The following is a 25,529-nucleotide window of genomic DNA, read 5'->3' on the forward strand; positions in this document are numbered from 1 at the left end:
TTCATGGCAACCGTCAGCATCCTGATTCCGGGCCGCAGAGCCGACTATCTTGGCCGCGCACTGATCAGCGCACAGCGACAAACGTTCGGCGACGTCGAAATCCTCGTCGGCGACGAGACGCCCGATGCCGCGTTGCAACCGATCGTCGACCGCCTCGACGACGCTCGCATTCGCTACATTCGGCATAGCCCCGACGACGCTCTACGCATTGACGAGGTACTCTGGGCACGCGCGAGCGGTCGCTACGTGAAATGGCTCGGCGATTCGGACATGCTGATGCCCGAGTCGGTGGAGCGGCTCGTCGATGCGTTCAGGCGCGCACCGGATTCGGTTCTCGCCTTTCACGGGCGCGTCTTCGTCGACGCCAACGACTCGGTCGTCGACACACCCCGATCGCTCATGAAGGTCAACGAGCTGGGCCTTGTCGGCCGTGATTTGCTCGTGAGGGAAATGGTCGGCGAGTTGCGCAACTTCGTCGGCGAGACGTCCAATGTCATGGTCGACCGTCAACGAGCCAGCGCCGACGATATCTTCGCCTATCGCGGTTTCAAGCTCGACGGGCTCGGCGACGTGGGGATGTACCTTAACCTCGCGGAACGCGCGCCGCTCATTGCCGTCGGCGGATACTGGAGCATGTCGCGTCGCGATGCCAGCGAGCGGGCGCGTCGGCTACAGACGTACGAGAGTGCCGCCATTTATGAATGGGAGCTGTTCGTGCGAGGCGAAGCCGCATCCGGGCGCCTCACCGGAGCGGCCCTTGCCGAAGCAGCGGCGCGCCTGCAGCGAGTCTATTCAGCGCGGAAGGGCGATTTTCCAGAACTCGCTCGGCTGCTCGACAATCTCGGTGAGCTGACTACGGTCGCGGCCCCCGAGCTATTCGATACGGAACGCTTTCGATCCGGCTACGCCTCGGCCCGTGCCGCGGTTGCTGCGCGGACGTCGCAAGCCGCATTGGGAGTCTCGTCGAATGGGCACGCTGCGGCCACGATCGCACCGCGAGACACGGACCGTCTCACGGCGGTGACGGCCAAGCCGGTGCGGCTGGTGTGCGCGACCCGCGTTTCGCAGGAGCGGTTCATGACCGACACGGCGCTCGGCCGTTCTTTGTCGGCGCATCGATACGAGCAGGCGCCGGAGTTATTGCTCTACGCCAACAACTCGACGGGACTGCCGACGCTCTACAACGCAGCCATCGAGCAATCGGCCTCTCATCCGGCCATCCTTGTCTTCGTGCATGACGATGTGTCGATCGTCGATTTTTTCTGGGCCGAGCGTGTTCAGGAGGCGCTGCGGCACTTCGACGTAGTGGGCCTCGCCGGCAATCGGCGCCGCTTGCCGCGGCAGCCGGCCTGGGCCTTCGGCACGCCGGATTTCAAGTGGGACGACGCCGCTTACTTGAGCGGTTCCGTGGGCCACGGCAACGGCTTTCCGAGCCAGGTTTCGCGTTTTGGTCCCGCTGGTGTCGAGTGCAAACTGCTCGACGGGCTCATGCTGATCGCGGACAGCGAGCGACTGGTCCAAGCCGGCGTGCGGTTCGACGAGCAGTTCGCGTTCCATTTCTACGACGTGGATTTCTGTCGCCAGGCCGAATCGAAAGGACTGCGCATGGGCACCTGGCCGATCAGCGTCGTGCATGAAAGCGGGGGCGCATTCGGCTCCGCCGCGTGGCGCGCCGGATACGAACGCTATTTGCGCAAGTATGGCGAGTGACCAAAACCAGGCCCAGAACCGGCTCTCCAACGAAGCGATCGATGCCTTCGGCTCCAACGCCGAGGGCGTCGCTTTTTTGCGTCCGGCACTGAAAGAAGAGCCCAGCGTTCGGTTCGTGACGCCGCCGGCGATTGCCGTTCGTCCCGCACCGAGCGCACTTTCGACGTCCGCTTCGGCATCGGTACCCGCGCAGGATCCCGTATCGAGCGTGCCTGCGCCGATCGAAATCGGCCTTGCCCATCAGCAAGCCGGTCGCTTCGCGGAAGCAGCAGCCATCTACGAGCAGATTCTCGCGGTAGACCCCGAACACCCCGACGCGCTGCATCTGCTGGGCCTCGTCGCTTATCACCTGGGAGACTATCCCAGGGCGATGGACCTGATCATGCGGGCGCTTTCTCACCGCGAAAGCGAAGTCTTCTACGGCAACCTCGGCAATGTACTTGCCGCGCGCGGCATGAAGGCCGCCGCGATCGAGAGCTTTTGCCAGGCGATCGTGCTCAAGCCGGACTACGTGCCCGCGCAAAACAATCTCGGCAACCTGTTGCGCGAAAGCGGTCAATTGGCCGCGGCCGTCGAATGCTTCAAGAGCGTGATCCGGCTTCAGCCCGACTACGCCGAGGCTCACAACAACCTGGCCAATACGCTCGTCGATCTCGGGGAGCTTGATGCCGCAATCGATCACTATCGTCGCGCAATCGAGCTGTCACCGTACCGCTTCGAGATACGCAGCAATCTGCTCTTCATCGTTGCTTACCGCGAAAACCTCGATCAGGCAGAGTATTTGGCCGAAGCGATGGCGTTCGGTCGCGCCGTCGAGACGACGGTCAAGCCGCGAACCGACTGGTGCGTGCCGCTCGTGCGCGAGCGCGCGGGACCGCTGCGCGTCGGGCTCGTTTCGGGCGATCTCAAGGTCCATCCGACCGGGTTCTTTCTCGAAAGCATCCTCGAACATATCGACCGGCGGCGTATCGAGTTCGTCGCGTATCCGACTCGGCGTTTCGAGGATTTCCTGACCGCGCGCATCAAGCCTCATTTCGCCGAGTGGACGAGTCTCGCAGGGCTTTCCGACGAGCTCGCCGCGCGCCGCATTTGCGACGACCGAATCGACATACTCGTCGATCTCTCGGGACACGCGAATTTCAATCGCCTGCCGCTATTCGCGTGGCGCCCTGCGCCTGTACAGGCGACCTGGCTCGGCTATTTCGCGACGACTGGCCTCGCATCGATCGATTACATTCTCGGCGATCCCCACGTATTGCCGCCCGGATGCGATGATCAGTACACCGAAAGAATTTGTCGGCTGCCCGACAGCTATCTGTGCTTTACGCCGCCCGACTACGACGATGTCGCCGTCGGCGAGCTGCCGATGCTTGCGCATGGCCATGTCACGTTCGGTTGTTTCAATCACTTGATGAAGATGAACGACCGCGTCGTCGCCGTGTGGGCGCGGATTCTGCAGGCGGTGCCGGGCTCGCGGCTCTTTCTGAAGGCGAAGCAGCTCGGCGAAGAGAGCGCGCGCCAGTCGACGGTCGCGCGATTTGCGGCCGTCGGCATCGAGGCGGATCGCCTTGTCCTCGAAGGGGCTTCGCCACGCAAGGCGTACTTCGAGGCCTATCGTCACGTCGACATCGCATTGAGCCCGTTTCCCTATCCAGGTGGGACCACGAGCGTCGAGGGTCTCTGGATGGGCGTACCCGTGCTGTGCCGCCGCGGCGATCAATTTCTGTCGAACATCTGTGCGAGCATGCTTCATTCGGCAGGGCTCGAGGAGTGGATTGCCGAAGACGACGATGAGTACGTGGCGAAGGCCATCGCATTCGCGAACGATCGAGATGCGTTGGCCGAATTGCGCCAGGGGCTCCGCGCGAGATTGATCGCCTCGCCTCTGTGCGATGCGAGGCGTTTCGCGCGCCATCTGGAAGCGGCGTTCGAGGGAATGTGGCGCGAGCGTATGCGCGAGCTCTCGAGAATATCGGCAATGGGCCCTGGTATTCCTCCATCGGAGCCGGTTCGATGAAGCCGCGAATCAATGCACAGCAACAAAGCGCGCGCGGCGTTGGAGGCGGTGCGCAAGACGTCGCCTCTCTCTTGAACGAGGCGTTGGCCCATCACCAGGCGGGGCGCCTCGTCGATGCCAAGGCGCTCTATTCGCGGATTCTTGCGATCGCGCCCAAGCACGCCGACGCACTCCATTTCATGGGGCTGCTGGCCTGCCAGATCAAGCAATACGACGCGGGACTCGTGCTGATGCGCGAATCGATCGCGATTCATCCGAATCCGATCTACCACAACAACTTCGGTAATGCGTTGCGGGAGGCAGGGCGGCTACCCGAGGCGATCGATGCGTATCGCCAAGCGGTGGCGCTCAAGGTCGACTACGCCGAGGCGCACAACAATCTCGGCAATGCACTGCGCGAAAAGGGTGAACCCCGAGCCGCGCTCGAAAGCTGCGTGCATGCGATCGAGCTGCGTCCGGGCTATGCGGAGGCTTACAACAACCTCGGCAATGCGCTGAAGGACTTGGGCGAGCTCGCCGCCGCGGCCGAAAGCTATGGCAAGGCCATCTGGTCGAAACCAGCGTTCGCCGAGGCGCATCTGAATCTCGGCCACGTGCGCAAGGCCCAGGGCGAGCTGGAGGCGGCAGTGGCCTCGTACCGAGCGGGCATTGCCTGCGCGCCGAATCTCGCCGCCGCCCACGATAGTCTCGCGACGCTGCTTCTGCACCGTGGCGATATAAACGGCGCCATCGAGGCGTATCGACGCGTCGTCGAACTCGAGCCGACTTCGGCTGAAGCGCACAATACCCTTGGCAATGCGCTCAACAATGCGGGTCGCCCTGACGCGGCCGTGCCGTTCTACGAGCAGGCCATCGCGCTCAAGCCGGAATTCCCGGATCCCTACCACAACCTCGCGAACGCGTTGCGTCGGGTCGGCGTGCCGACGCGCGCCGTTGAGTTCGCCCGGCGGGCGATCGAGCTGCGCGGCGGCGACTCGCCGTCGTTTCACAACAACCTCGGAGCGATCCTCGCCGATCTGAATCAGTTCGACGCGGCGCTACAGTCTCATCGCAATGCACTTGCGATTGATCCGGACTTCGGCGAATCGCACACTTGCGTGCTATTCGGACAATCGTACATCGCGAACTGGTCGGCCGAGACCCATCTGGCCGATGCGCGTTACTTCGGCGAGCGGATGGCGGCACGCGCGCGGCCTTATTCGCAGTGGCCGGCGTTCGAGGCCATGAATCGAGCCGAGTCGTGCGCGCATGTCGAGTCGGGCGTGCCGCATCGGCGCCAAAAACGCCCGCTGAAGGTCGGTTTCGTTTCGGCCGATTTCCGAAAGCACCCGGTCGGCTATTTCCTCGAGTGCGTGCTCGCGCAGCTCGATCGCACACGGATCGAGCCGATCGCTTACTCGAACGGATTGCACAACGACGAGCTGACGGCGCGCATCAAGCCGCGCTTCGCGACGTGGCGCCATGTCGCTGAGATGGACGATGCGGCGCTGGCCGAGCGCATCCATGAGGACCGCATCGATATTCTCGTTGACCTCGCCGGCCACACGGGGCGCAACCGTCTGCCAATGTTCGCCTGGCGCCCCGCGCCGGTTCAGGTGAGCTGGCTCGGCTACTTCGCGACGACGGGCCTCGCCGAAATCGACTACGTGCTGGCGGACCGGCACGTCGTGCCGTCGGGCGAGGAAGGGCAATACGTCGAGCGAATATGGCGGCTGCCCGATTGCTATCTCTGCTTTACGCTGCCCGACGAGATGGCGTCGGTTTCGCCGCTGCCCGCGTTGAAGAACGGCTACGTGACACTCGGTTGCTTCAACAATCACAAAAAGCTCAACGACGGCGTGATTGCTGTCTGGTCGCGCGCGCTGCATGCGCTGCCGAACTCGCGTTTGCTGCTCAAGAATCACCAGTTGAGCGAAGCAATGATTCGCGATGAGACGCTCGCGCGATTCGCCGCGCAGGGAGTCGGGGCGCAACGTTTGATCCTCGAAGGACCTTCTTCGCGCGACGAGTATTTCGCGGCCTATCACCGCGTCGACTTCGCCCTCGACCCGTTCCCCTATCCGGGGGGGACGACGAGCGTCGAAGCGCTCTGGATGGGCGTACCCGTGCTCGGCAGGCGCGGCAATCGGTTTCTCTCGCATCTCGGCGAGATGGTCCTGCAAACGGTCGGTCTGCCCGAATGGATCGCAACTGACGACGACGATTACGTGGCGCGTGCCATCGCGTTTGCCGGCGATCTGCCGGCGCTTGCCGCACTGCGCTCGGGCTTGCGCGAGCGTGTCGTGCGCTCGCCGCTTTGCGACGCGCCGCGCTTCGCGGTTCATCTTGCGGGAGCCTTCGAGCAGATGTGGGAAGCGCGCGTCGCACAACATGCCATGGAAACGAGCCGATGAGCGATTTCACGACAGACCGCAGCAGCGCTACAGGATTATTCGAGGCTGGCATCGCCCATCATCGCGCCGGCCGCCTCGATGAGGCGCGTGGATTTTACGAACGCACGCTTGCGGCGATTCCCCGGCATGGCGACGCGCTGCACCTGCTCGGCGTGATCGCGATCCAGCGGCAGCAGTACGCGCAAGCGTTCGATCTCATCTGCCGTGCCATCGAAATCAGCGAGCAGGCGATCTACTTCGACAATCTCGGCTCCGCCCTCTTCGGCTGGGGCAAGCTCACGGCGGCCGCGGAAAGTCATCAGCAGGCGATCGCGCTCGACCCGCAGAGCTTTCGCGCGCACAACAATCTGGGGAACGTGCTTCACCGGATGCGGCTGCCGGCAGCCGCCGCGGCGAGCTTTCGGGCGGCGATTGTCCTCAACGCCGATTTCGCCGAGGCGCACAGCAATCTCGGCAATGTACTGCGCGAACTGGCCGAGCCGGAGATGGCCGCCGAGCATTGCCGCAAGGCGATAGCGCTGAACCCCGAGTTTGGCGAGGCGCACAACAATCTCGGCAATGCACTCAGGACGCGAGGTAAGCTCGTCGAGGCCGCCGAGTGCTACCGTCGGGCGCAACGCCTGATGCCCCAGGAGGCACAGGTTCCGCTCAATCTTGGCATCGTCAACCGCGAGATGGGAAAGCCTGACGAGGGCATCGCCTATTTCAGGCAGGCTCTTGCGTTGCGCCCATCGTGGGCCGAAGCGTGGAGCAACCTGCTTTTTTCGCTGAGCTTCGCGGAGAAGGTGACACCCGATGCCTATCTGCGAGAGGCGCTGACATTCGGCCGCATCGCATGCGAAGCAGTTCGGCCGTACACAGCATGGTCCATCGATGCGACACCTGGTGCACCGTTGCGCGTCGGCTTCGTCTCGGGGGATTTGCGCTCGCATCCGGTTGGTTATTTCCTCGAAGGCGTGCTCGCGCATGTGGATCCCGCGCGCGTGCGGCTTTACGCTTATTCGACTCGACCCATCGAGGATGCACTGACTGCGCGAATCAAGCCGCGTTTTGCCGTCTGGCGTACGCTGGTCGGGCTCAACGATGAGCAGGCGGCGCGCGCGATCCATGACGACGGCATTCAGGTGCTCCTCGATCTATCTGGACACACCGACAGCAATCGGCTTCCCGTCTTCGCATGGAAGCCTGCCCCGGTGCAGGCGAGCTGGATCGGCTATTTCGCGTCGACGGGCCTGGCGGCGATCGACTACGTCGTCGGCGACGAATGGGTGTTGCCGCCCGACGAGGCGGGCCATTTCGTCGAGCGTCCATGGCGTCTTCCGCACGGCTACCTCTGCTTTACGCCGCCCGAGCCGCCTGTCGAGATCGACGCATCGCGCCGCGAAGCGGAGGCGCCGCCGACGTTCGGTTATCTGGGCGATTTTTCGAAAGTCAATGATCGTGTCGCGGCCGTTTGGGCGAAGATTCTTCGCCGTGTTCCCGGCTCGAAGCTCTTCCTCAAGGCATTTCAATTCGGCAATGACGCCGAGCGCGAGGCGGCGCGCGCGCGCTTTGGCGCGCTCGGGATCGACTCGGAACGATTGGTCCTGGAGGGGCCTTCGCCGCGTGCCGAGTATCTGGCCGCCTACAATCGCGTCGACCTCGTGCTGAGTCCGTTTCCCTATCCGGGCGGCACCACGACTGCCGAGGGCTTATGGATGGGCGTGCCCGTGCTGTGCAAGCGCGGCGACCGATTCCTGGGCCACCTGTGCGAGAGCGTCGTTAGAAGCGTGGGGCTCGACGATTGGATTGCCGCTGACGAGGACGATTACGTCGCGAAGGCAACTGGGTTCGTGCACGACCGGCGAGCACTCGCCGCACTGACCGCCACGCTTAGAGCGCGCGTGCTCGCGTCTTCCCTTACCGACGCTCCTCGCTTTGCCCGCACGCTAGAGGACGCCTTCGCGGCAATGTGGCGGACTTACGAATCCGCTGCCTAGGGTACTAGCGTAGCCGCTGTGTCTTCCGATAGAGGCGGGCCGCTTCGATGCCGCGCCGCGCTTCGGAAAAGCGCGACGAGCACATGTCGCGTGCTTCGCGCGCCTTCTCGATGATGACGGCGTTCATCGCTTGAATTTCTCGGATCATGGCGAGGTTCTCTTCGCTCTGACCGGCGGCAAGCGACATCAGGAGCGGAGCGCGCTCCTTGGAAACGTCGGCCGCGATCTGCCAGTCGCCCGCCTCGAGGGCGGCAACGATGGTCCGGCTGAGTTCGTGCGCGCGAGCAAGCACTTCCTGAGACATTTCGTTCGGTCCTTCGTGTTACTTGCTGTTGAGCGAGCCCGAGAGGCCGCCGCCGCCGAACAGCCGGTTCAGGTAGCTCGTTTCGTTCGTCGTCTGCGCCATGAGCGTATTCAACTGCGTGAACTGAGCCTGATACTGCGCGGTCAGCGTCTGCTCCCAGGCCGTGAGTGACGTTTGCGCCTGCGATTGCGCCGCGAGATCGGCATTGAGCGACGACTCGCGTTGCGTGATCTGGCCCGTCGCCGAATCGGTGTACGAACTGATGAAGGCGTTCAACTGCTCGCCGAAGCCGTTCGTGCCGTTGAAGATCGCTGAGACCGTGGAAGGCGACGTCGCGAGCGTCGAATTAAGCTTCGACGTATCGAGCGAGAGCGTGCCGTCGTGATTGAGGTTGATGCCGATCTGAGCAAGATCGTAAGTCGTGCCGCCCACCGTGATGCCGCTGCTCATGATCGATGCGATGCCGTTCACAGCGGAGTTCAGCATAGCGTCGCCGAGCAGCGGCCCGGCTTGCGAGCCCTGTGCCGCGCTTGCGTTGAACGAGGAGAGCGACGTCTCGGTCGAAATCCACTGGTTGTACGCCGTCACGAAGCTTTGAATCTGATTGGAGATCGCCGTCGTGTTCTGGGCGATGCTCAGTGTCTGCGTCGTGCCGACGGATGCGCTCGTGAGCGCGAGGTTGACGCCCGTCAGCGCGTTCGTGATCGTGTTGCTCGCGCTATCGATGGAGGTGCCGCTGACCGTCAGCTTCGCGTCTTGCGCCGCGGTGACTTGCGTGAAGTTGGCCGTCGCCATGCCCGAATCGACGCCGGCGCCGCCCGATACGGTGACGGTGTTCGCGGCGCCCGTTTGCGTCGACGTGAGCACGAGGTGCTGGCCGTCCGTACCGGTGACGACGGCAGCCGTCACGCCCGGGTTGGTCGACGAATTGTTGATCGCATTGGCCACGCCCTGCAGCGTGTTGTTCGTCGAGTCGAGCGTGATCGACATCGAGCCGCTGCCCACGCCGATCGTCAGTGTGCCCGTTCCGAGCGTGGCACCGCTCGCATAAGCCTTCGAGGAAATTTGGTTGGCTGTTGCGATCTGCGTGACGTTGATCGAGTAGGTGCCCGCCGCCGCGCCCGTCGTCGTCGACGCCGTGATGCCGCTTCCGCTCATCGTCGCGCTGAGCGATTGGAAGATCGTGCCATCGACGAGACTACCGGCCTGGCCGGCCGTCGACGTTTGACCGGACAGCGCGCTCAGCACGGACGACAGCGCTGACTGCATGCTGCCGAGCGCCGAGAGCATCGTGTTGTCGCTCGAAATGGCGTTCGTGATCGTCTGTTGCTGCCCGGCGGTCTTTGCGGTAACGAGCGAGGAGACCAGCGAGCTTACGTCGAGTGTCGAGTTCGTCAGGCCGGACAGAATAGATTGCGCCGCTTGCTGGAGCAGAGAGCTCTCGCTGCTTGCAGTGCCATTGACGCCCGTCGTCGTGATAGTGCTCATGTCATGCTCTCCACACGCTGCCGTTGTCTCTAGGGTTGAGTCAGTCGTTCCTTTGAGTCAGCGGTTCCTCAATGCACAACGGGAGGCATGCCTCCCGGTGATCCGCCGACGGTGGTGCGACAGGAGTTCGATCGCCGATGGCGCCTGTCGCACCGTGACGAACCGAAGCGGTCCGTCACGCGAAGTGCGTAGCTTACTGCAGGAGCTTCAGCACTTGTTGCGGCAGCGAGTTGGCCTGTGCGAGCACCGAAATACCGGCTTGTTGCAGCACCTGCGCCTTCGACAGGTTCGCCGTTTCTTGCGCGAAGTCGGCGCCGACGATCTGCGATTCCGAAGCCGTCAGGTTCGTCGATTCCGTTTGCGTGTTCGTGATCGCGGCCTGGAACGTGTTCTGCGTTGCACCGAGCGTCGCCTGGAACGTCGAGATTTGCGTCAGCGCGGCATCGATCGCGGTGATGGCGTTTTGCGCACCCGACGTCGTGCTGACGTCCACGGACGAGACGCCGAGGCCACCCGCGTTCCACGTGGTCGTGCCGAAGTTCGCCGTGATCGTCTGGTTTGCGCTCGCGCCGACCTGGAAGCTCACGCTGCCGCTCGAGCCGAGGCCGCCGCCGAGCAGCGTTTGACCGTTGAACGACGTTTGCTGTTCGACGCGGTTGATTTCTCCGAGACGCGTGCCGACTTCCGTCTGCAGGTCAGCTTGCGCTGCCGTGCCGAGCGAGCCGTCGCCCGATTCGACCGCCAGCTGGCGGATACGCTGCAGGTTCGAGACGATCGACGAGAGGGCGCCGTTCGCCGTTTGAACCATCGAGATACCGTTGTTGGCGTTCATCACGCCTTGGTTCAGCGCGTTGATCGACGCGGTTTGCTGCGTGGCGATCGCGAGACCGGCGGCGTCGTCGGCAGCCGTGTTGATGCGGTTGCCCGACGACAGACGGTTGATGGCTTGCGACAGGGCGCTTTGCGTGCCCGACAGGTTCGTCTGCGTCTGCAGCGACAGGATATTAGTGTTGATGTTGAGCATTTCTTTCCTCGTGTGAAAACGTCCAGAAAACAAGGCCGTACGGGTTCGGCGTCGCGCTTCCACGATTGGCGCTGCCCGCCTGTCCTGGTTGTCGGCGAGGGCGGGAAGAAACTTTAGGGAAGGATTGACGAAATAGCCGACGAATGCATTTCGCGGCGATCGGACAGGCCGGCGCGACGGTGCGATGAGCGGTGCGCAGGCCCTCTTGCCGTCGGCCGATTACGGGCGGCTAACTTCAGCCTTGGGGGCGGGGAACCGTCGGTATGCGGCCTGGGGGGCATTCCATTGCATTCCATTGAATTCTTGTCATTCGTTGGTCATCGTTGCCGACATCTTCGGCGGAAACCACGGCGGGCTAGCAATCGCCCCCGAGTTCTGATACCATCCAACGTTTCGTCCGTGTCTCGACGCCGACCGAGCGGGTTTTCCCAAAGGTGCGGGGCATGGGGGCGCGGCCTGCAAGGAAGTCTCGTGAAACCTTGCAAGGGAACCGCCGCGCCGGCGGAAGCGGCGCGTGCGCGTCATGCCGCCCCACGCACTTGAACGTACCTGGAAAATAGATGACGACGATTTTGCTGAAGGAAAACGAGCCGTTCGAGGTGGCGATTCGCCGCTTTCGCCGCGCCATCGAAAAGAATGGACTGATCGCCGAGCTGCGCGAGCGCCAGACCTATGAAAAGCCGACGGCCGTGCGCAAGCGCAAGAAGGCCGCCGCGGTCAAGCGCCTGCACAAGCGCCTGCGCAGCCAGATGCTGCCGAAAAAGCTCCACTGAGCGAGCGTTGCCGCATGTCGGGCATGGCTCGCATGCGGAGGCTTCAGACAGATGGCGGTGCGCTCCGGAACGGAGCCGCGCCGCCGTTTTGTTTTGCACGAACGATTTCGTGAGGGCAACGGCGTGTGCGCAAGTTGCCGGCACGAGCCGCGGTTCTGGCGGCTTCAGGTGCCGTAGAACCTAGCGCTTAGCGTTGCGCCCCTCGGCATCCGGGTCACGGATCTGCTGACCTTTTGGTTTGGGGTTCTTCAGGCTTTGCGGATGTCGGCGTTGGTTATGCCTGCTTGTGTCAGGCCGACTTCTTTCTGCTGGGCTTCGCTTTGGCCAGCTTGGCGCACCGTGCTCGCCAGGCGCAACTCGTCTGGTGATCGTTGACCATGCCGACGGCCTGCATGAACGCATAGCAGATCGTTGAGCCGACGAACTTGCAGCCGTATCCCTTGAGTGCCTTGCTCAGTTCGTCCGATATGGGCGTCGAGGCGGGCGCGTGCTCCTTGTACAGCGCCCAGTCGTTCTGAATCGGCTCGCCGTCGACGAAAGACCAAACGAAGTTCGCGAGCGAGCCATGCTCGGCTTTAATGCGCAATACAGCGCGCGCGTTGGCGACGGCGGCCTCGAGCTTGGCACGATTGCGCACGATGCTGGCATCGCCCATCAGCCTCTCGATATCGGCTTCCGTATAGCGCGCGACAGCTTCGACGTCGAAATCGGCGAAGGCGCGGCGATACCCTTCGCGCTTGCCGAGGATCGTCGACCATGAGAGCCCCGCTTGCGCGCCTTCGAGCACGAGCATTTCGAAAAGATGCCGGTCGTCGCGAGACGGGACGCCCCATTCGCTGTCATGGTATTGCTCGTCGGCCGGTGTTCTTACCCAATTGCAGCGCTCGTTCATTCGGAGGCTCCTCGTTTCGCGTTGGCGTCGGCGCGATTCGGATCGGTTTCGCCGTACGTGGGCAAGAAGAATAACGGATCGGCGACGCGCGGTAATTTGGCCGAATGGGAGATTGGCGGCGAACCGCGAAGCAGATACGCTTGCTCATCGGCGCGGTCCGGCGAAGCGCGATCGAAAGCCGCGCAGCCTGCCGCGATCGGTCTTGGGCAACGTCCAGCCAGGCTTTGCATACCCACTGCTCGGAACCGGCCTTCAGGCCGCAGTTTCGGCTCCCAGCCTTGAAGGGCGGAGTTTTAAGCCGAGGCTCCTTTTACGATAAAGCGATATCCAGCACTTATGAGTATCGAAGAAAGCGCGCAAGCAGCGCAGTTCCTCGTCGGTGTAGATGGCGGCGGCAGCGGCACACGTGTCGTACTGGCGGACGCGACGAGCGGCAATGAACTCGCGCAAGCCACGGGCGGCGCGTCGGCGCTCGCGCTAGGCGCCGAACGTGCGTGGGCAGCAATCGGCACGGCTGTCGCGCAGGCCTTCGAGCGCGCGGCGCTGGAACTCGAATGGTCGCGCTGCGCGCTCGGCTGCGGGCTCGCGGGCGTCAACAATCGCGACTGGCTCGCCGCATTCAAGGCGCAAGCGCCGCGACTCGCCATGCTCGCCGTGGAGAGCGATGCCTACACGACCTTGCTTGGCGCGCACGGCGGATCGGCGGGCGTCATCGTCGCGCTCGGCACGGGCAGCATCGCGGCCGTGCTCGCGGAAGACGGCAGTTGCCGAATCGCCGGCGGCTATGGCTTCCCGTCCGGGGACGAGGCAAGCGGCGCATGGCTCGGCTTGCGCGCGATCGTGCATGCGCAGCAAGCGCTGGACGGCCGCGCGCCGGCGGACGAGTTTTCTGATGCGCTGCTCGCGCAAACGGGCGCGCATGACCGCGACAGTCTCGTCGTCTGGCTGTGCGCCGCGAATCAAGCGGCCTACGCGAGCCTCGCGCCGATCGTGCTCGCACATCGAACGCATCCGGTTGCGATGCGGCTGCTCGCCGAAGCCGGACGCGACATCGCTCGGCTCATCGACGCGCTGGATCCCGCCGCACGCCTGCCTGTGGCGCTTTGCGGCGGCCTCGGTGAGCCGCTGCGCGCGCACATTCCGCATTCTCATAGCAACCGGCTCGTAGCGCCGCGCGCCGATTCCGCGCATGGGGCCCTCGAACTCGCGCGGCGCGCGGCCGGCGAGCGGCCGCCGCGCCAGGCGCACTAGCCACGTTAAAATGGCGGCCTCGCCGTTTCGGCCGTTTGTCCTGAAGCCATGTATCAAGTCATCGCCACCGATCTCGATGGAACGCTGCTCAATAGCGAGCATCAGCTCGATCCTTTCACGGTGGCGACGGTGCGGCGGCTGGCCGAAGAAGGGATCCATTTCGTCATCGCGACTGGACGCCACTACTGCGATGTCGCGGGCATTCGCGATGTGCTTGGTATCCGCCCGTATCTCGTCACATCGAACGGCGCGCGCGTGCACGCGCCCGACGACACGCTGATTCACGCGCTCGATTTGCCGGCCGCGACCGTGCGAAAGCTCGTGCGCCCCGAAATCGCGGGTGAGCATCGACGCGTCATCGTCAATCTTTTTGCCGACGACGCCTGGCTTATCGATCGCGATGCCCCGCATCTGCTTGCCTTCCATCGCGACTCCGGATTTCGCTATGAAATCGTCGATCCGCTCGAGCATGACGGCCACGATATCGCCAAAGTGCTTTATATCGGCGAGCCCGACGATCTTGCGCAAGTGGCGGCGAATCTAGCGCGCGAATTCGGCGAGACGCTTTACGTGACTTATTCGCTGCCCGACTGTCTGGAAGTCATGAGCGCGAATGTTTCGAAAGGCCGGGCCCTGGAATTCGTATTGGCGCGCCTCGGCGCGGACAATGCGAACTGCGTCGCTTTCGGCGACAACATGAACGACATCGATCTGCTCGAGACGGCCGGCCACCCTTTCATGATGAACAACGCGAATCCGCAACTGATGGCACGGCTGCCGCAAGTGCCGCGCATCGGGAACAACTTCGAAGCCGGGGTCGCGCATCAGCTTCGCAAGCTCTTTTCGATCACCGACGAATTGACTTCCTGATAGCCGCGCCGGCCTCATTGGGCGGCTCAGTCGACTATAAGCATGGCCCATGCGCCATGCGGCCAGGAGATTCGATGCATTCGACCTGCATCGGCTCCGAGTGATCCGGCATTACGCAATGACTGGCGGAACGCTCAAGCGAATTAGTGAATTCCCTGAATGCGTCACGAACTGAAATATTTCATTGCGTTAATGTGGCATTACCCACGGTAGGCGCGGGCTCGAGAATTATCATATGATTTCCTGGTAAACCCAGGTGAATTGAGCATTGCCAGCTTTGCGCGTTCCGACTAACCTCCGGGCACGCATTGTTCTTTTATCCAGGGAGACCACGATGTCCCAATACGCAGAACTCAAGGCACAGATTGCGAAGCTGCAGGCGCAGGCGGACGAGGTAAGGCGCGCCGAGCTTGCCGACGTCATCGCCGACATCCAACAAAAAATCGCCGAATTCGGGCTGTCGGCGCGTGACCTCGGTTTCGCGGAAGCGCCTCGTCGTGGTCGTCCCCGCAAGGGCAGCACGCAGAAAGCACCGCTGCCGGCGAAATACCGGGATCCGAAGACGGGGGCGACGTGGAGCGGCCGCGGTCGAGTGCCGGGCTGGATGCAAGGCAAGAACCGCGACCGTTATCTCATCAAAGAGTGAATGCGCTGTGATGCGCGCCGCCGAAGGCCTGCTGCTTCCGAGCCCCCACTGGCGCCGCGCAAGGACCGTCGCACATCACATCAACCCGCCGCGACACTGCGCAGCGCGGGGCGGCGCGCGGTGCGCTCGATCAGCGTTTCATACTTCTCGACATAGGCGCGCGCCATCGCCTGCGCGGTGAAGCGCCGCTCGAACTGAGCGCGGATTTCTTCGCGTGAGAGCTCGTCGAGCCGCTGTACGGCGGCAACGGCGCTATGTGTGTCTTCGACGATGTATCCGGTCACACCGTGGTCGATCACCTCGGGCACCGAGCCGCGGTTGAATGCGACGACGGGCGTCCCGCAGGCCATCGCTTCGATCATGACGAGCCCGAACGGCTCGCACCAGTCGATCGGGAACAGCAACGCTTTCGCGCCCGAGAGGAATTCGGGCTTTTGCGTCTCGTCGATCTCGCCGATGAACTCGACATGGGCTTCGCCGAGCAGCGGCTCGATCTCCGTCTTGAAGTAGTCGCGGTCGACCTTGTCGATTTTTGCCGCGATCTTGAGCGGCAGCCCGCTCATGGCGGCGATGCGAATCGCGGTATCGACACGCTTTTCCGGGCAGATGCGGCCGAGGAACGCCAGATACTCGGGCTCCTCCTGCGTGCGCGGTGTCAGCAGCCCCGAGGGCAGGCCATGGTAGACGTTGCCGAGCCAATTGGCCTGCGGCAACGGTGTGCGCTGCGACTGCGATATCGAAATGACCGGTGCATCCGTGAACGTGTTGAAGACGGGCTGCAGCTCGGGCAGATCGAGCCGCCCGTGCAGCGTCGTCACGAACGGCGTCCCTGCGTTCGCGAACAGGGCGAACGGCAGGTAATCGAGATGGAAATGCAGCACGTCGAAGTCGGACGCGAGACGCCGCACTTGCTCGAGCAGCAGCATGTGCGGAGCGAGGGGATCGCGAATCGAGGGGTCGAGCCGCAGGGCTCGCGGCCACGCCGCTTCGAGCGTAGCCGAAGTCACCGAGTCGCCGCTCGCAAACAGCGTCACGTCGTGGCCGAGCTCGACAAGCGCTTCGGTCAGGTACGACACGACGCGCTCGGTACCGCCATAGAACTTCGGGGGAACGGCCTCGTAAAGCGGCGCAATTTGAGCGATTCGCATACGGGAATCTCCTTGCTTAAAAAGAGCGGCGCCGTTTTTCGCTGCTGCGCCGCATAAGGTCCTTGGTTGTCATTATCGGGAGCGGACGCGCCGCTGCTTAGCGCATTTTCAAACCCTTAAGCCTTGTTACAGCCCGAAACAGCGGCGTCGCGAGCGGGTGTGTCGACGCTGCGCAAGCGTTTCGCAAGGCGCGCGCAACGTCCGAGCGGCGTGGCGCGGGTCACGCATTTATTGCAAAGCAGCGACCACCCTCCCTATAATCTGCCTGTGTGCCGCCGCGGGTGATCGCGCCGTAATTTCCCGCAGCGCCCGGCCCGGCGCGGTTCAGAGCGCTTGGCAGTCTCCAAAATAGCAAGAACGCGGCCCGATGTAGGAATAACTCCTACATGCATTCCAGATAGTTCCGACACGCCCCGCGGTTCTTCTTCCGATTTCCAGTCTTTTTACAATTCGACACAATTGCGCCAAGCCCAAGAAGGGCCGGCTCGCGCGCGGCGTTGGCGCCGCATCGGGCAAACGTTTCCGAATGACCGAGCACCGCATCGGAAGTGTGCGGCATCGAACGGGGGAAATCATGGACGCAACCAGCGAAACGCTCAGCGAGATCAAAGACGTCAATCTGTCGTATTTGCTGCTTGCCCAACGGCTGCTGCGCGAGGACAGGGCAATGGGGATGTTCCGCATGGGCATCTCGGACCAGCTCGCCGACGTGCTGGCGAACCTCACGCTCGCGCAGACGGTGAAGCTCGCCGCATCGAACCAGCTTTTGTGCCGCTTCCGCTTCGACGATCACGCGGTGCTTTCGTCGCTGGCCGATAAAGGCAAGTCGTCGGCGCTCTCGCATTCGCATTCCGCCATTCTGATGGCGGGCCAGCCGGCCGAAACGATCGGCTGATCGCGCGAGCTCAGCTAATATGGCAACAAAGAGCGTAGTGCTCGAAGTCAAGGAAATCACGCTGGCGATCGAGCTGATCGAACTCGGCGCGCGTTTGCAGTTGCTCGAGGCCGAAACGAGCCTCTCGCGCGACAGGCTCATCAAGCTCTATAAGGAACTGAAAGGCGTTTCGCCGCCGAAGGGCATGCTGCCGTTTTCCACGGACTGGTTCATGACCTGGCAGCCGAACATCCATTCCTCGCTTTTCTACAATATTTACCGGTTCATGGCGCTCCATGGCCGCTGCGAGACGATTCAGAGCATCGTCAAAAGTTACCGGCTCTATCTCGAGCATGCGGCCTTGCATGGCGACGAGCCGCTGCTTTCGCTCACGCGTGCCTGGACCCTCGTGCGTTTCTTCGAGTCGGGCATGCTCCAGATGACCGCTTGCGTGCGTTGCAAAGGTCAATTCGTCGCGCATGCGCACGATCCGCAGAACGGTTTCGTCTGCGGGCTCTGCCAGCCGCCTTCGCGAGCCGGCAAAACCAAAAAGTCCGCCGCCAAGACGGCCGTGACCAGCCTGGCCGAGGCGGCCTGAGCGTCCGGCCGTCTTTCGGCATGTCTGACCCGCTTCGAGGGAAGCCTTGCATGTCGACGCGCGTTCCGGTTCCCGCGGCGGACCCATACCGCCGCAATACTGCCGTTTACGCGCATTCGTCCTCAAAGTTTCGGCCCGCCTGCCGTAAACCTGATCAACGGCGGTCTCCGCCGACCATTGTGAGGACCCGGCAGTGCTGATTTTCGTTGGAACACTCGTGACTGTGCTGTCCGTCTTCGGCGGCTATGCGCTGGCGGGCGGACATCTGGGCGCGCTCGTGCAGCCGGAGGAGGCGCTCATGATTATGGGCGCCGGGCTCGGGGCGTTCATCCTCGGCAATGGGCTCAAGACGATCAAGGCGACGGTGAAGCTGTTGCCGACGCTGTTCAAAGGCTCGAAGTACACGAAGGATGTGTACATGGAGCTGATGGCGCTTCTTTACGTTTTGCTTGCGAAGGCGCGCAAGGAAGGCACGCTCACGCTCGAGGCCGATATCGACGACCCCGAGAAGAGCCCTATCTTCACGCAATATCCGAAGATCCTCGCGGACAAGCATATCGTCGAGTTCCTGACCGACTACCTGCGGCTCATGGTGGGCGGCAACATGAATGCATTCGAGATCGAAAGCCTCATGGACGAGGAAATCGAAACGCATCACGCCGAAGGCGAGGGGCCCGCGCACGCGCTGATGCGCACGGGCGACGCGATGCCGGCGTTCGGCATCGTCGCCGCGGTGATGGGCGTCGTCCATACGATGGCGTCGGCCGACAAGCCGCCCGCGGTGCTCGGCGCGATGATCGCGCAGGCGCTCGTCGGCACGTTCCTCGGTATTTTGCTTTCGTACGGGCTCATCGGCCCGCTCTCGAGCCTCGCCGAGCAGCGCGTGGCAGAGTCCACGAAGATGTTTCAGTGCATCAAGGTCACGATCCTCGCGAGCCTGAACGGCTATGCGCCGGCCATCGCCGTCGAGTTCGGCCGCAAGGTGCTCTTCTCGACCGAGCGCCCGTCGTTCGCCGAGCTCGAAGAGCACGTGCGCCGCGTGAAGGCGAAGTAAGCGCGGACGGCGAACCAACCTGGCAGGCGGCAAGGCACGACTCGAGGAAGCGCGCGGATGAGCAAGGGCAAGGACAAGGCGATCGTCGTCAAGCGCGTGGCGCCCGCAAGGAAGGGGCACCACGGCGGCGCATGGAAGCTCGCCTATGCGGACTTCATGACCGCGATGATGGCGTTCTTTCTGCTGATGTGGCTGCTGTCGGCCGCGACGCCGGTCCAGCTCAAGGGCATCGCCGAATACTTTCAGCAGCCGCTCAAGGCGGCGCTTTTCGGCGGCGATCGCAGCGCCGATTCGTCGAGCATTCTGAAGGGCGGCGGCCGCGACATCTCGACCGACGCGGCCGGCGTCACGCGCCGCACCGAAGGCTCGACCGACAAGGCGACGCATACGACCGCGCAGAACGACGACCAAGCGATCGATCCGCTCAAGGGCTCCCTCGAGCGGCGCGAGCAGGAGCGCCTGCACGACCTGCAGGTGAAGCTGATGGCGGCAATCGAGGCGAACCCGATCCTGCGGCAGTTCAAACAGCAGATCCGCATCGATTCGACGCTGCAGGGCCTGCGCATCGAGATCGTCGATACGCAGAAGCGGCCGATGTTCGCCACGGCGAGCGACGACGTCGAGCCCTACATGCGCGACATTCTGCGGGCGATCGGCAAGACGTTGAACGACGTGCCGAATCATATCGTCGTGCAAGGCCACACCGATGCCGTGCCCTATGCCGGTAACGGGCGCGGCTATACGAACTGGGAGCTCTCGGCCGATCGCGCGAACGCGTCGCGGCGCGAGCTCGTCGAAGGCGGCATGGACGAAGGCAAGGTCTTGCGCGTGCTCGGCCTCGCGTCGACACAAAACCTGAACAAGGCGGATCCGCTCGATCCGGAGAATCGCCGCATCAGCATCATCGTGCTCAACCGCAAATCCGAGGAAGCGGTGATGCGCGACGACAGTACAACAACGACGCTGTCCAACGACGCCGCCGGCGCGACCTCGTTCGCGCAGAAGATGCAGCCCCCGCTTCTGAAGGCGCCGGGCGAGCAGGCCGGATCGACGGGCAAGCAGTGAGGCACTCATGATCAGGGACATTCTGGCGATCGACGACTCGGCCGCGATGCGCGAAATCCTCGCCGCGACGCTGCGCGAGGCGGGCTACGAGGTGACCGTGGCGGCCGACGGCGACGAGGGGCTCGCGAGCGCGCTCGCGCACCCGCATCCGTTCGATCTCGTGCTGACCGATCAGTACATGCCGAGGAGAAGCGGCCTCGATGTGATTGCCGCGCTGCGCTCGCAGCCGGCCTACGAGGCGACGCCGATCTTCGTGCTGACGACGGAGGACGGCGATGCGTTCAAGGACGCGGCGCGCGCGGCCGGCGCGACGGGCTGGATCGCCAAGCCGCTCGATCTCGACACGCTGACCGAATTGATCGCGGCGCTGCCCTCATGATTCTTCGCGGTGACTGACGCATGACACTCGACATCACACAGTTTTATCAGACGTTCTTCGACGAGGCGGACGAGCTGCTCGGCGAGATGGAGCAGTTGCTGCTCAATCTCGACGTCGGCACGCCGGATCCGGAGGACCTCGCGGCCATTTTCCGCGCGGCTCACTCGATCAAGGGCGGCGCCGCGACGTTCGGCTTCGCGGCGCTCACCGAAACCACGCACATTCTCGAATCGCTGCTCGATCGCGCCCGCAACAACGAGCTGACGTTGCGCAAGGACATGATCGACACGTTCCTCGAAACGAAGGACGTGCTCGCTGATCAGCTCGCCGCCTATCGCGCGAGCGCCGAACCCGACGCCGCGGCGGCCGCCGCGATTTGCGCGAAGCTCGAGCGCTTGCGCGATGGCGAGCCGGCGCAAGCTTCGGCCCCGACGGCCGCCCCCGCGGCGCCGGTCGCGTCGGCTCCGGCGCCCGCTCCCGCACCCGCGGCGCAAGCGAGCGCCGCCGGCGGCGCGGCCGAAGGCATGGCGCCCGATCATGTCGTCGACCAGGCGATCGATGCGACGCACGGCACCGCAAACGCTGTCGTGCCAGATGCGGCGCAGGCGGCCCAGGCTTCAACGGATGCAGGACCTCACCTGAAAGTGACGCTACGGGGGGTGGGGGAGAAGGACCAGGCGCTGCTCATCGAAGAACTGGGCAACCTGGGCCACATCGTCGAACAGGCGAAGAGCGGCGGCGACTTGATCGTCTACCTCGAGACCGACGTGCCGACCGACGACATCACCGCCGTGCTCTGCTTCGTGATCGACGAAAGCCAGATCGTGATTGGGCGCGGCACGGCGCCGGGCGCGGAAGGGGAGGCCTCGGCCGAGGCGGCGGGAGACGCGGCATCCGCGGCGCAGCCGGCCGTTGCATCGGCTTCGGCCTCCATGGCCGCCGCGGCGCAAGCCGCGCCCACACCTGCTCCAGCGCCGGCGGCGATGTCGGCCCCGGCCGCGGCGGCTCGACCGGACGCCCAGCCGGACGCACAACCCGAGGCGAAGCCGACAATGCCGGCTGCTGCTTCGTCGTCAGCTTCATCGGCATCCTCGCCTTCCTCCGCGAGCGCCGACGAGCGCAAGGCGCGCCCGGCCGCCGCCGCCGCGACGAGCGAGGGCGGCTCGATCCGCGTGGGCGTGGAGAAGGTCGATCAACTGATCAACCTCGTCGGCGAGCTCGTCATCACGCAGGCGATGCTGGCCGAGACGACGAGCACGTTCGACCCGGCGCTGCACGATCGACTCTTCAACGGCATGGCGCAGCTCGAGCGCAACGCGCGCGATCTGCAAGAAGCGGTGATGTCGATCCGCATGATGCCGATGGATTATGTCTTCAGCCGCTTCCCGCGCCTTGTGCGCGACCTCGCGGCGAAGCTCGGCAAGGAAGTGGAGCTCGTCACGTTCGGCCAGGCGACCGAGCTCGACAAGAGTCTCATCGAGCGGATCATCGATCCCCTCACGCACCTTGTGCGCAACAGCCTCGACCACGGCATCGAGACAGTCGAGGCGCGGCGCGCCGCGGGCAAGGATCCGACCGGCCAATTGGTTCTCTCGGCGGCGCATCACGGCGGCAACATCGTCATCGAAGTCAGCGACGATGGGGCCGGCCTGCGCCGCGACAAGATTCTCGCGAAGGCCGCCAAGCAGGGGATGCAGGTCAGCGACTCGATGACGGACGAGGAAGTCTGGAACCTCATCTTCATGCCGGGCTTCTCGACGGCCGACCAGGTGACGGACGTTTCGGGCCGCGGCGTCGGCATGGACGTCGTCAAGCGCAACATTCAGTCGATGGGCGGACACGTCGAGATCGCCTCACAGGCAGGCAAGGGCACGACGACGCGCATCGTCCTGCCGCTTACGCTCGCGATCCTCGACGGCATGTCGGTCAAAGTCGGCAACGAAATCTTCATCCTGCCGCTCAACTTCGTGATGGAGTCGCTGCAGCCGTCGGCCGACGATATCTACACGGTCGCGAACGGCGAGCGCGTCGTGCGCGTGCGCGGCGAATATCTGCCCGTCGTCGCGCTGCACGAGATCTTTTCGGTCGAAGGTGCGCGCACCGACCCGACGCAAGGCATCGTCACGATCATGCAGACGGAGGGCCGCCGCTTCGCCATGTTGATCGACGAGCTCGTCGGTCAGCAGCAGGTCGTCGTGAAGAACCTCGAAACGAACTACCGCAAGGTGCACGGCATCTCGGCGGCGACGATTCTCGGCGACGGCAGCGTCGCGCTGATCGTCGACGTGGCGGCACTGATCCGCGATTCGCGCGCCTCGCATGGCGCAATGAATTTTTCGTAATTCCCAACCGTGGTGGGGGCTAACGTGGCAGAACTCCAAGTCAGCAATACGAACAACGCGCTCGTCGCCGGCGGACGCCGCGACGCGCAGCAGGCCGACGCGAACGGACAGGAATTCCTCGTCTTCACGCTCGGCGCCGAAGAATACGGCATCGACATCCTGAAAGTGCAGGAAATCCGCGGCTACGACAGCGTGACGCGCATCGCCAATGCGCCCGAGTTCATCAAGGGCGTCATCAATCTGCGCGGCATCATCGTGCCGATCGTCGATATGCGCATCAAGTTTCATTTGGGCCGCGTCGAATACGACCATCAAACGGTCGTGATCATCCTTAACGTGGCGCACCGCGTCGTCGGCATGGTCGTGGACGGCGTCTCCGACGTTCTCACGCTGACGCCCGACCAGATCATGCCCGCGCCCGAGTTCGGCGCGACGCTGACGGCCGAGTACCTGACCGGACTCGGCACCGTGGACGGCCGCATGCTGATTCTGATGGACATCGAGAAGCTGATGACCAGCAAGGAAATGGCGTTGATGGACTCGTTCGCCGGGTAACAGGCCCGCGGCGCCCGCCTCGAGGAAACGTCGGGGGGCGCTCAGTAAGACTGTGTGTACGGAGATTCGAGAAATGCTGCACAACTGGTCGATTCGCACGACGCTCACGGCGATGGGTGCGGTGTTCCTGGCGCTGACGCTCGCCGTCGGCGCGCTCGCGCTCACCGCGCTCTCGGGAGCGGGCCGCACGCTCGACGCGCTTGCGCTCGACGATTTGCCCGCGATCCATTCGCTCGACGATACGAGTGCCTATCTGCTGCGTTCGCGCATCGCGCTCGACCGATTCCGCGCGCTGACCGAAGCGAACAACGCCGATGAGGCGAAGAAGGTGCTCGATCGGGCTCAGGAGCTTTACGGGAAGGCGGGTGAAGCGTGGCAGGCGTTCCAGAACGCCCCGAAGGCAGGCCTCGATTCCGCGCTCGTCGCCGAACTTTCGGCGCGCTACGCCTCGCTCACGCATGACGGTGTCGATCCCGAGTTCGCCGCCGTGCGAGCCGGAGACATGGCCGGCTACCACGCGATCGCCGATACGAAAATCAGCCCCATGTTCGTCGCCTTCGACCAGACGGCGAGCAGCGTCGTGAAGGCACGCCAGCAGCACGTCGAGCAAATGCGCGCGGAGGCGGAATCGCAAATCTCGCTGATGAAGTCGCTCATCGTCGGCATCGGCGTGCTCGCGATCGTACTCATCGTCGTGATTCGCCTGGCGCTGCGCGGCCTCATCGTCAAGCCGCTCGACGATGCGATCGAGCACTTCGAGCGCATCGCCGAAGGCGACCTCACGCGCCGCGTCGAAGTGACGAGCAAAAACGAAGTCGGCCGTCTTTTCGCAGGCATCAGGAAGATGCAGGACAGCATCACGGCGATGGTGAAGGCGGTGGCGAGAGGCGCCGAGTCGATCGACGTCGGCGCGCACGAGATCTCGATGGGCAACACGGATCTCTCGCAGCGCACGGAAGAACAGGCGTCCTCGCTGCAGCAGACGGCCTCGAGCATGGACCAGCTCACGGGCACCGTGCGCCAGAATGCCGAGAACGCGCGGCAGGCGAGCCAGCTCGCCGTCAACGCGTCGGATATCGCGATGCGCGGCGGCGACGTCGTGAGCCAGGTCGTCACGACGATGCAGGACATCGCGACGAGCTCGAGCAAGGTCGTCGACATCATCGGCGTCATCGAAGGCATCGCGTTCCAGACGAACATCCTCGCGCTCAACGCGGCCGTCGAAGCGGCTCGCGCGGGCGAGCAGGGCCGCGGCTTCGCGGTCGTGGCGGGCGAAGTGCGCGGCCTCGCGCAGCGCAGTGCGGCGGCGGCCAAGGAGATCAAGGCGCTCATCGGCGATTCGGCCGACAAGGTGGCGAGCGGCTCCGAACTCGTCGGCCGCGCAGGCTCGACGATGGAGGAAATCGTTCAGGCCGTGCGCCGCGTGACCGACATCATGGGTGAGATCAGCGCGGCGTCGGAAGAACAGTCGACGGGCATTGAAGGCGTCAATCGCGCGCTCGTGCAGATGGACGACGTGACGCAGCAGAACGCGGCGCTCGTTGAGCAGGCGGCCGCCGCCGCGGCCTCGCTCGAAGAGCAGACGCGGCAACTGAAGGCCGAGGTGAGCCACTGGCGCGTCAATGAGCATGCGCCCGCCAGCGGTGGCGGTAGGACGTCGATGCCGCACGCGGCGCCGGCATCGCCGGCAGCCCAGACGGCTCACACGGCACAGACGGCCACGGTATCGCGCAAGCCGGCACTGACGTCAGCGAAATCCGCCCGTACCGTGTCGCGGCCTTCCTCCGTCGCGTCGTCGCGCGCAACGCATTCGGCGGCATCGGCCGCCAACGCATCGCACGATTCGACGGCGCCGAAAGCAAACGTTGCGCAGGCCAGCGCACAAGCCGCGCAGTCCCATCACGAAGCCGCCCCGACGCCGCCGGCAACGGCGAGCACCGCCTCGACGGTCGCGCGGCCATTGCCGACGAAGCCCGCCAAGCCGAGCGTCGCCCGGCCCGCGAAGCCGGCGCCAGCCGTGGCGGCAGCGGTGTCGACGAGCAAGTCTTCCGACGATGACTGGGAAACGTTCTGAGAATGAAGAAATGAAGATGAAGACGCAGCCCAAGACGATGGCCTGAACGCCCCGACGAAGACACGAAGCGACGAAGTGACGGAACGAAAAGAG

21 protein-coding genes are annotated in these 25,529 nt (G+C 64.0%); 16 read left to right on the forward strand and 5 right to left on the reverse strand.

Annotation, left to right across the window (positions count from 1 at the left end):
• Nucleotides 1-3: 3 nt before the first annotated feature.
• From B0G57_RS16315 to B0G57_RS16330, 4 genes are read left to right on the forward strand one after another with little or no spacing between them, the layout of a single operon-like run.
• Nucleotides 4-1,710 (forward strand): glycosyltransferase family 2 protein, encoded by a 1,707-nt coding sequence (locus B0G57_RS16315; RefSeq protein WP_018441470.1) that lies wholly within the window; start codon nucleotides 4-6, stop codon nucleotides 1,708-1,710.
• Complete coding sequence (locus tag B0G57_RS16320; RefSeq protein ID WP_018441471.1) at nucleotides 1,700-3,727, forward strand: O-linked N-acetylglucosamine transferase, SPINDLY family protein; 2,028 nt, start codon at nucleotides 1,700-1,702, stop codon at nucleotides 3,725-3,727. The genes B0G57_RS16315 and B0G57_RS16320 overlap by 11 nt, the downstream gene beginning before the upstream one ends.
• Nucleotides 3,724-6,120 carry a tetratricopeptide repeat protein gene (locus tag B0G57_RS16325; RefSeq protein ID WP_018441472.1) on the forward strand — a complete coding sequence of 799 codons (2,397 nt, stop codon included), beginning with the start codon at nucleotides 3,724-3,726 and terminating at the stop codon, nucleotides 6,118-6,120. Before B0G57_RS16320 ends, B0G57_RS16325 begins: the two co-directional genes overlap by 4 nt.
• Complete coding sequence (locus B0G57_RS16330) at nucleotides 6,117-8,099, forward strand: O-linked N-acetylglucosamine transferase, SPINDLY family protein (protein WP_018441473.1); 1,983 nt, start codon at nucleotides 6,117-6,119, stop codon at nucleotides 8,097-8,099. The genes B0G57_RS16325 and B0G57_RS16330 overlap by 4 nt, the downstream gene beginning before the upstream one ends.
• 4 nt (nucleotides 8,100-8,103) lie before the next feature.
• Here B0G57_RS16330 and B0G57_RS16335 read toward each other — a convergent pair whose 3' ends face one another.
• The 3 genes from B0G57_RS16335 to B0G57_RS16345 all read right to left on the reverse strand — a co-directional run bounded on the left by B0G57_RS16335 (nucleotide 8,104) and on the right by B0G57_RS16345 (nucleotide 10,915).
• Complete coding sequence (locus B0G57_RS16335; protein WP_018441474.1) at nucleotides 8,104-8,403, reverse strand: flagellar protein FliT; 300 nt, start codon at nucleotides 8,401-8,403, stop codon at nucleotides 8,104-8,106.
• Nucleotides 8,404-8,421: 18 nt separating this feature from the next.
• A complete protein-coding gene (gene fliD / locus B0G57_RS16340; RefSeq protein WP_018441475.1) occupies nucleotides 8,422-9,891 on the reverse strand; it encodes a flagellar filament capping protein FliD in 1,470 nt (489 codons plus the stop codon).
• Nucleotides 9,892-10,084: 193 nt separating this feature from the next.
• Nucleotides 10,085-10,915 carry a flagellin domain-containing protein gene (locus B0G57_RS16345; RefSeq protein ID WP_018441476.1) on the reverse strand — a complete coding sequence of 277 codons (831 nt, stop codon included), beginning with the start codon at nucleotides 10,913-10,915 and terminating at the stop codon, nucleotides 10,085-10,087.
• Nucleotides 10,916-11,475: 560 nt separating this feature from the next.
• On the opposite strand from B0G57_RS16345, the gene rpsU reads away from it, so the two are divergent.
• The gene (gene rpsU, locus B0G57_RS16350) at nucleotides 11,476-11,688 is read left to right on the forward strand and encodes a 30S ribosomal protein S21 (RefSeq protein WP_018441477.1); all 213 of its coding nucleotides are present in this window, start codon (nucleotides 11,476-11,478) and stop codon (nucleotides 11,686-11,688) included.
• Between the two features lie 289 nt (nucleotides 11,689-11,977).
• Here the strand turns inward: rpsU and B0G57_RS16355 are convergent, their stop codons facing one another.
• Nucleotides 11,978-12,580 (reverse strand): DNA-3-methyladenine glycosylase I, encoded by a 603-nt coding sequence (locus B0G57_RS16355; RefSeq protein ID WP_018441478.1) that lies wholly within the window; start codon nucleotides 12,578-12,580, stop codon nucleotides 11,978-11,980.
• Between the two features lie 336 nt (nucleotides 12,581-12,916).
• On the opposite strand from B0G57_RS16355, the gene B0G57_RS16365 reads away from it, so the two are divergent.
• The 3 genes from B0G57_RS16365 (at nucleotide 12,917) to B0G57_RS16375 (ending at nucleotide 15,347) form a co-directional block, all read left to right on the forward strand.
• Complete coding sequence (locus tag B0G57_RS16365; RefSeq protein ID WP_018441480.1) at nucleotides 12,917-13,831, forward strand: BadF/BadG/BcrA/BcrD ATPase family protein; 915 nt, start codon at nucleotides 12,917-12,919, stop codon at nucleotides 13,829-13,831.
• Between the two features lie 48 nt (nucleotides 13,832-13,879).
• Nucleotides 13,880-14,701: a Cof-type HAD-IIB family hydrolase gene (locus B0G57_RS16370; protein ID WP_018441481.1), complete on the forward strand. Its 822-nt coding sequence runs from the start codon at nucleotides 13,880-13,882 to the stop codon at nucleotides 14,699-14,701.
• A gap of 334 nt (nucleotides 14,702-15,035) precedes the next feature.
• The gene (locus B0G57_RS16375) at nucleotides 15,036-15,347 is read left to right on the forward strand and encodes an H-NS histone family protein (protein ID WP_018441482.1); all 312 of its coding nucleotides are present in this window, start codon (nucleotides 15,036-15,038) and stop codon (nucleotides 15,345-15,347) included.
• Between the two features lie 80 nt (nucleotides 15,348-15,427).
• On the opposite strand, the gene B0G57_RS16380 is transcribed toward B0G57_RS16375, so the two are convergent.
• Complete coding sequence (locus tag B0G57_RS16380; RefSeq protein ID WP_018441483.1) at nucleotides 15,428-16,495, reverse strand: glycosyltransferase family 4 protein; 1,068 nt, start codon at nucleotides 16,493-16,495, stop codon at nucleotides 15,428-15,430.
• A 574-nt stretch (nucleotides 16,496-17,069) separates the two neighbouring features.
• On the opposite strand from B0G57_RS16380, the gene flhD reads away from it, so the two are divergent.
• The 8 genes from flhD (at nucleotide 17,070) to B0G57_RS16420 (ending at nucleotide 25,436) form a co-directional block, all read left to right on the forward strand.
• Complete coding sequence (flhD, locus tag B0G57_RS16385) at nucleotides 17,070-17,390, forward strand: flagellar transcriptional regulator FlhD (protein WP_018441484.1); 321 nt, start codon at nucleotides 17,070-17,072, stop codon at nucleotides 17,388-17,390.
• Between the two features lie 19 nt (nucleotides 17,391-17,409).
• Nucleotides 17,410-17,967 carry a flagellar transcriptional regulator FlhC gene (gene flhC / locus B0G57_RS16390; protein ID WP_018441485.1) on the forward strand — a complete coding sequence of 186 codons (558 nt, stop codon included), beginning with the start codon at nucleotides 17,410-17,412 and terminating at the stop codon, nucleotides 17,965-17,967.
• A 193-nt stretch (nucleotides 17,968-18,160) separates the two neighbouring features.
• The gene (gene motA, locus B0G57_RS16395) at nucleotides 18,161-19,021 is read left to right on the forward strand and encodes a flagellar motor stator protein MotA (RefSeq protein ID WP_018441486.1); all 861 of its coding nucleotides are present in this window, start codon (nucleotides 18,161-18,163) and stop codon (nucleotides 19,019-19,021) included.
• 57 nt (nucleotides 19,022-19,078) lie between these two features.
• A complete protein-coding gene (gene motB, locus B0G57_RS16400; RefSeq protein WP_018441487.1) occupies nucleotides 19,079-20,086 on the forward strand; it encodes a flagellar motor protein MotB in 1,008 nt (335 codons plus the stop codon).
• A gap of 7 nt (nucleotides 20,087-20,093) precedes the next feature.
• The gene (locus B0G57_RS16405) at nucleotides 20,094-20,465 is read left to right on the forward strand and encodes a response regulator (RefSeq protein ID WP_018441488.1); all 372 of its coding nucleotides are present in this window, start codon (nucleotides 20,094-20,096) and stop codon (nucleotides 20,463-20,465) included.
• A 20-nt stretch (nucleotides 20,466-20,485) separates the two neighbouring features.
• Nucleotides 20,486-22,807, forward strand: coding sequence for a chemotaxis protein CheA (gene cheA / locus B0G57_RS16410; RefSeq protein WP_018441489.1), 2,322 nt, complete (start codon nucleotides 20,486-20,488; stop codon nucleotides 22,805-22,807).
• A gap of 24 nt (nucleotides 22,808-22,831) precedes the next feature.
• Nucleotides 22,832-23,362 carry a chemotaxis protein CheW gene (gene cheW, locus B0G57_RS16415; RefSeq protein WP_018441490.1) on the forward strand — a complete coding sequence of 177 codons (531 nt, stop codon included), beginning with the start codon at nucleotides 22,832-22,834 and terminating at the stop codon, nucleotides 23,360-23,362.
• Nucleotides 23,363-23,435: 73 nt separating this feature from the next.
• On the forward strand, nucleotides 23,436-25,436 hold the full coding sequence (locus B0G57_RS16420; protein WP_018441491.1) for a methyl-accepting chemotaxis protein: 2,001 nt from the start codon (nucleotides 23,436-23,438) through the stop codon (nucleotides 25,434-25,436).
• Nucleotides 25,437-25,529 lie beyond the last annotated feature (93 nt).

Origin of the sequence: Trinickia symbiotica, assembly GCF_002934455.1 — a bacterium.
GTDB lineage: Bacteria > Pseudomonadota > Gammaproteobacteria > Burkholderiales > Burkholderiaceae > Trinickia > Trinickia symbiotica.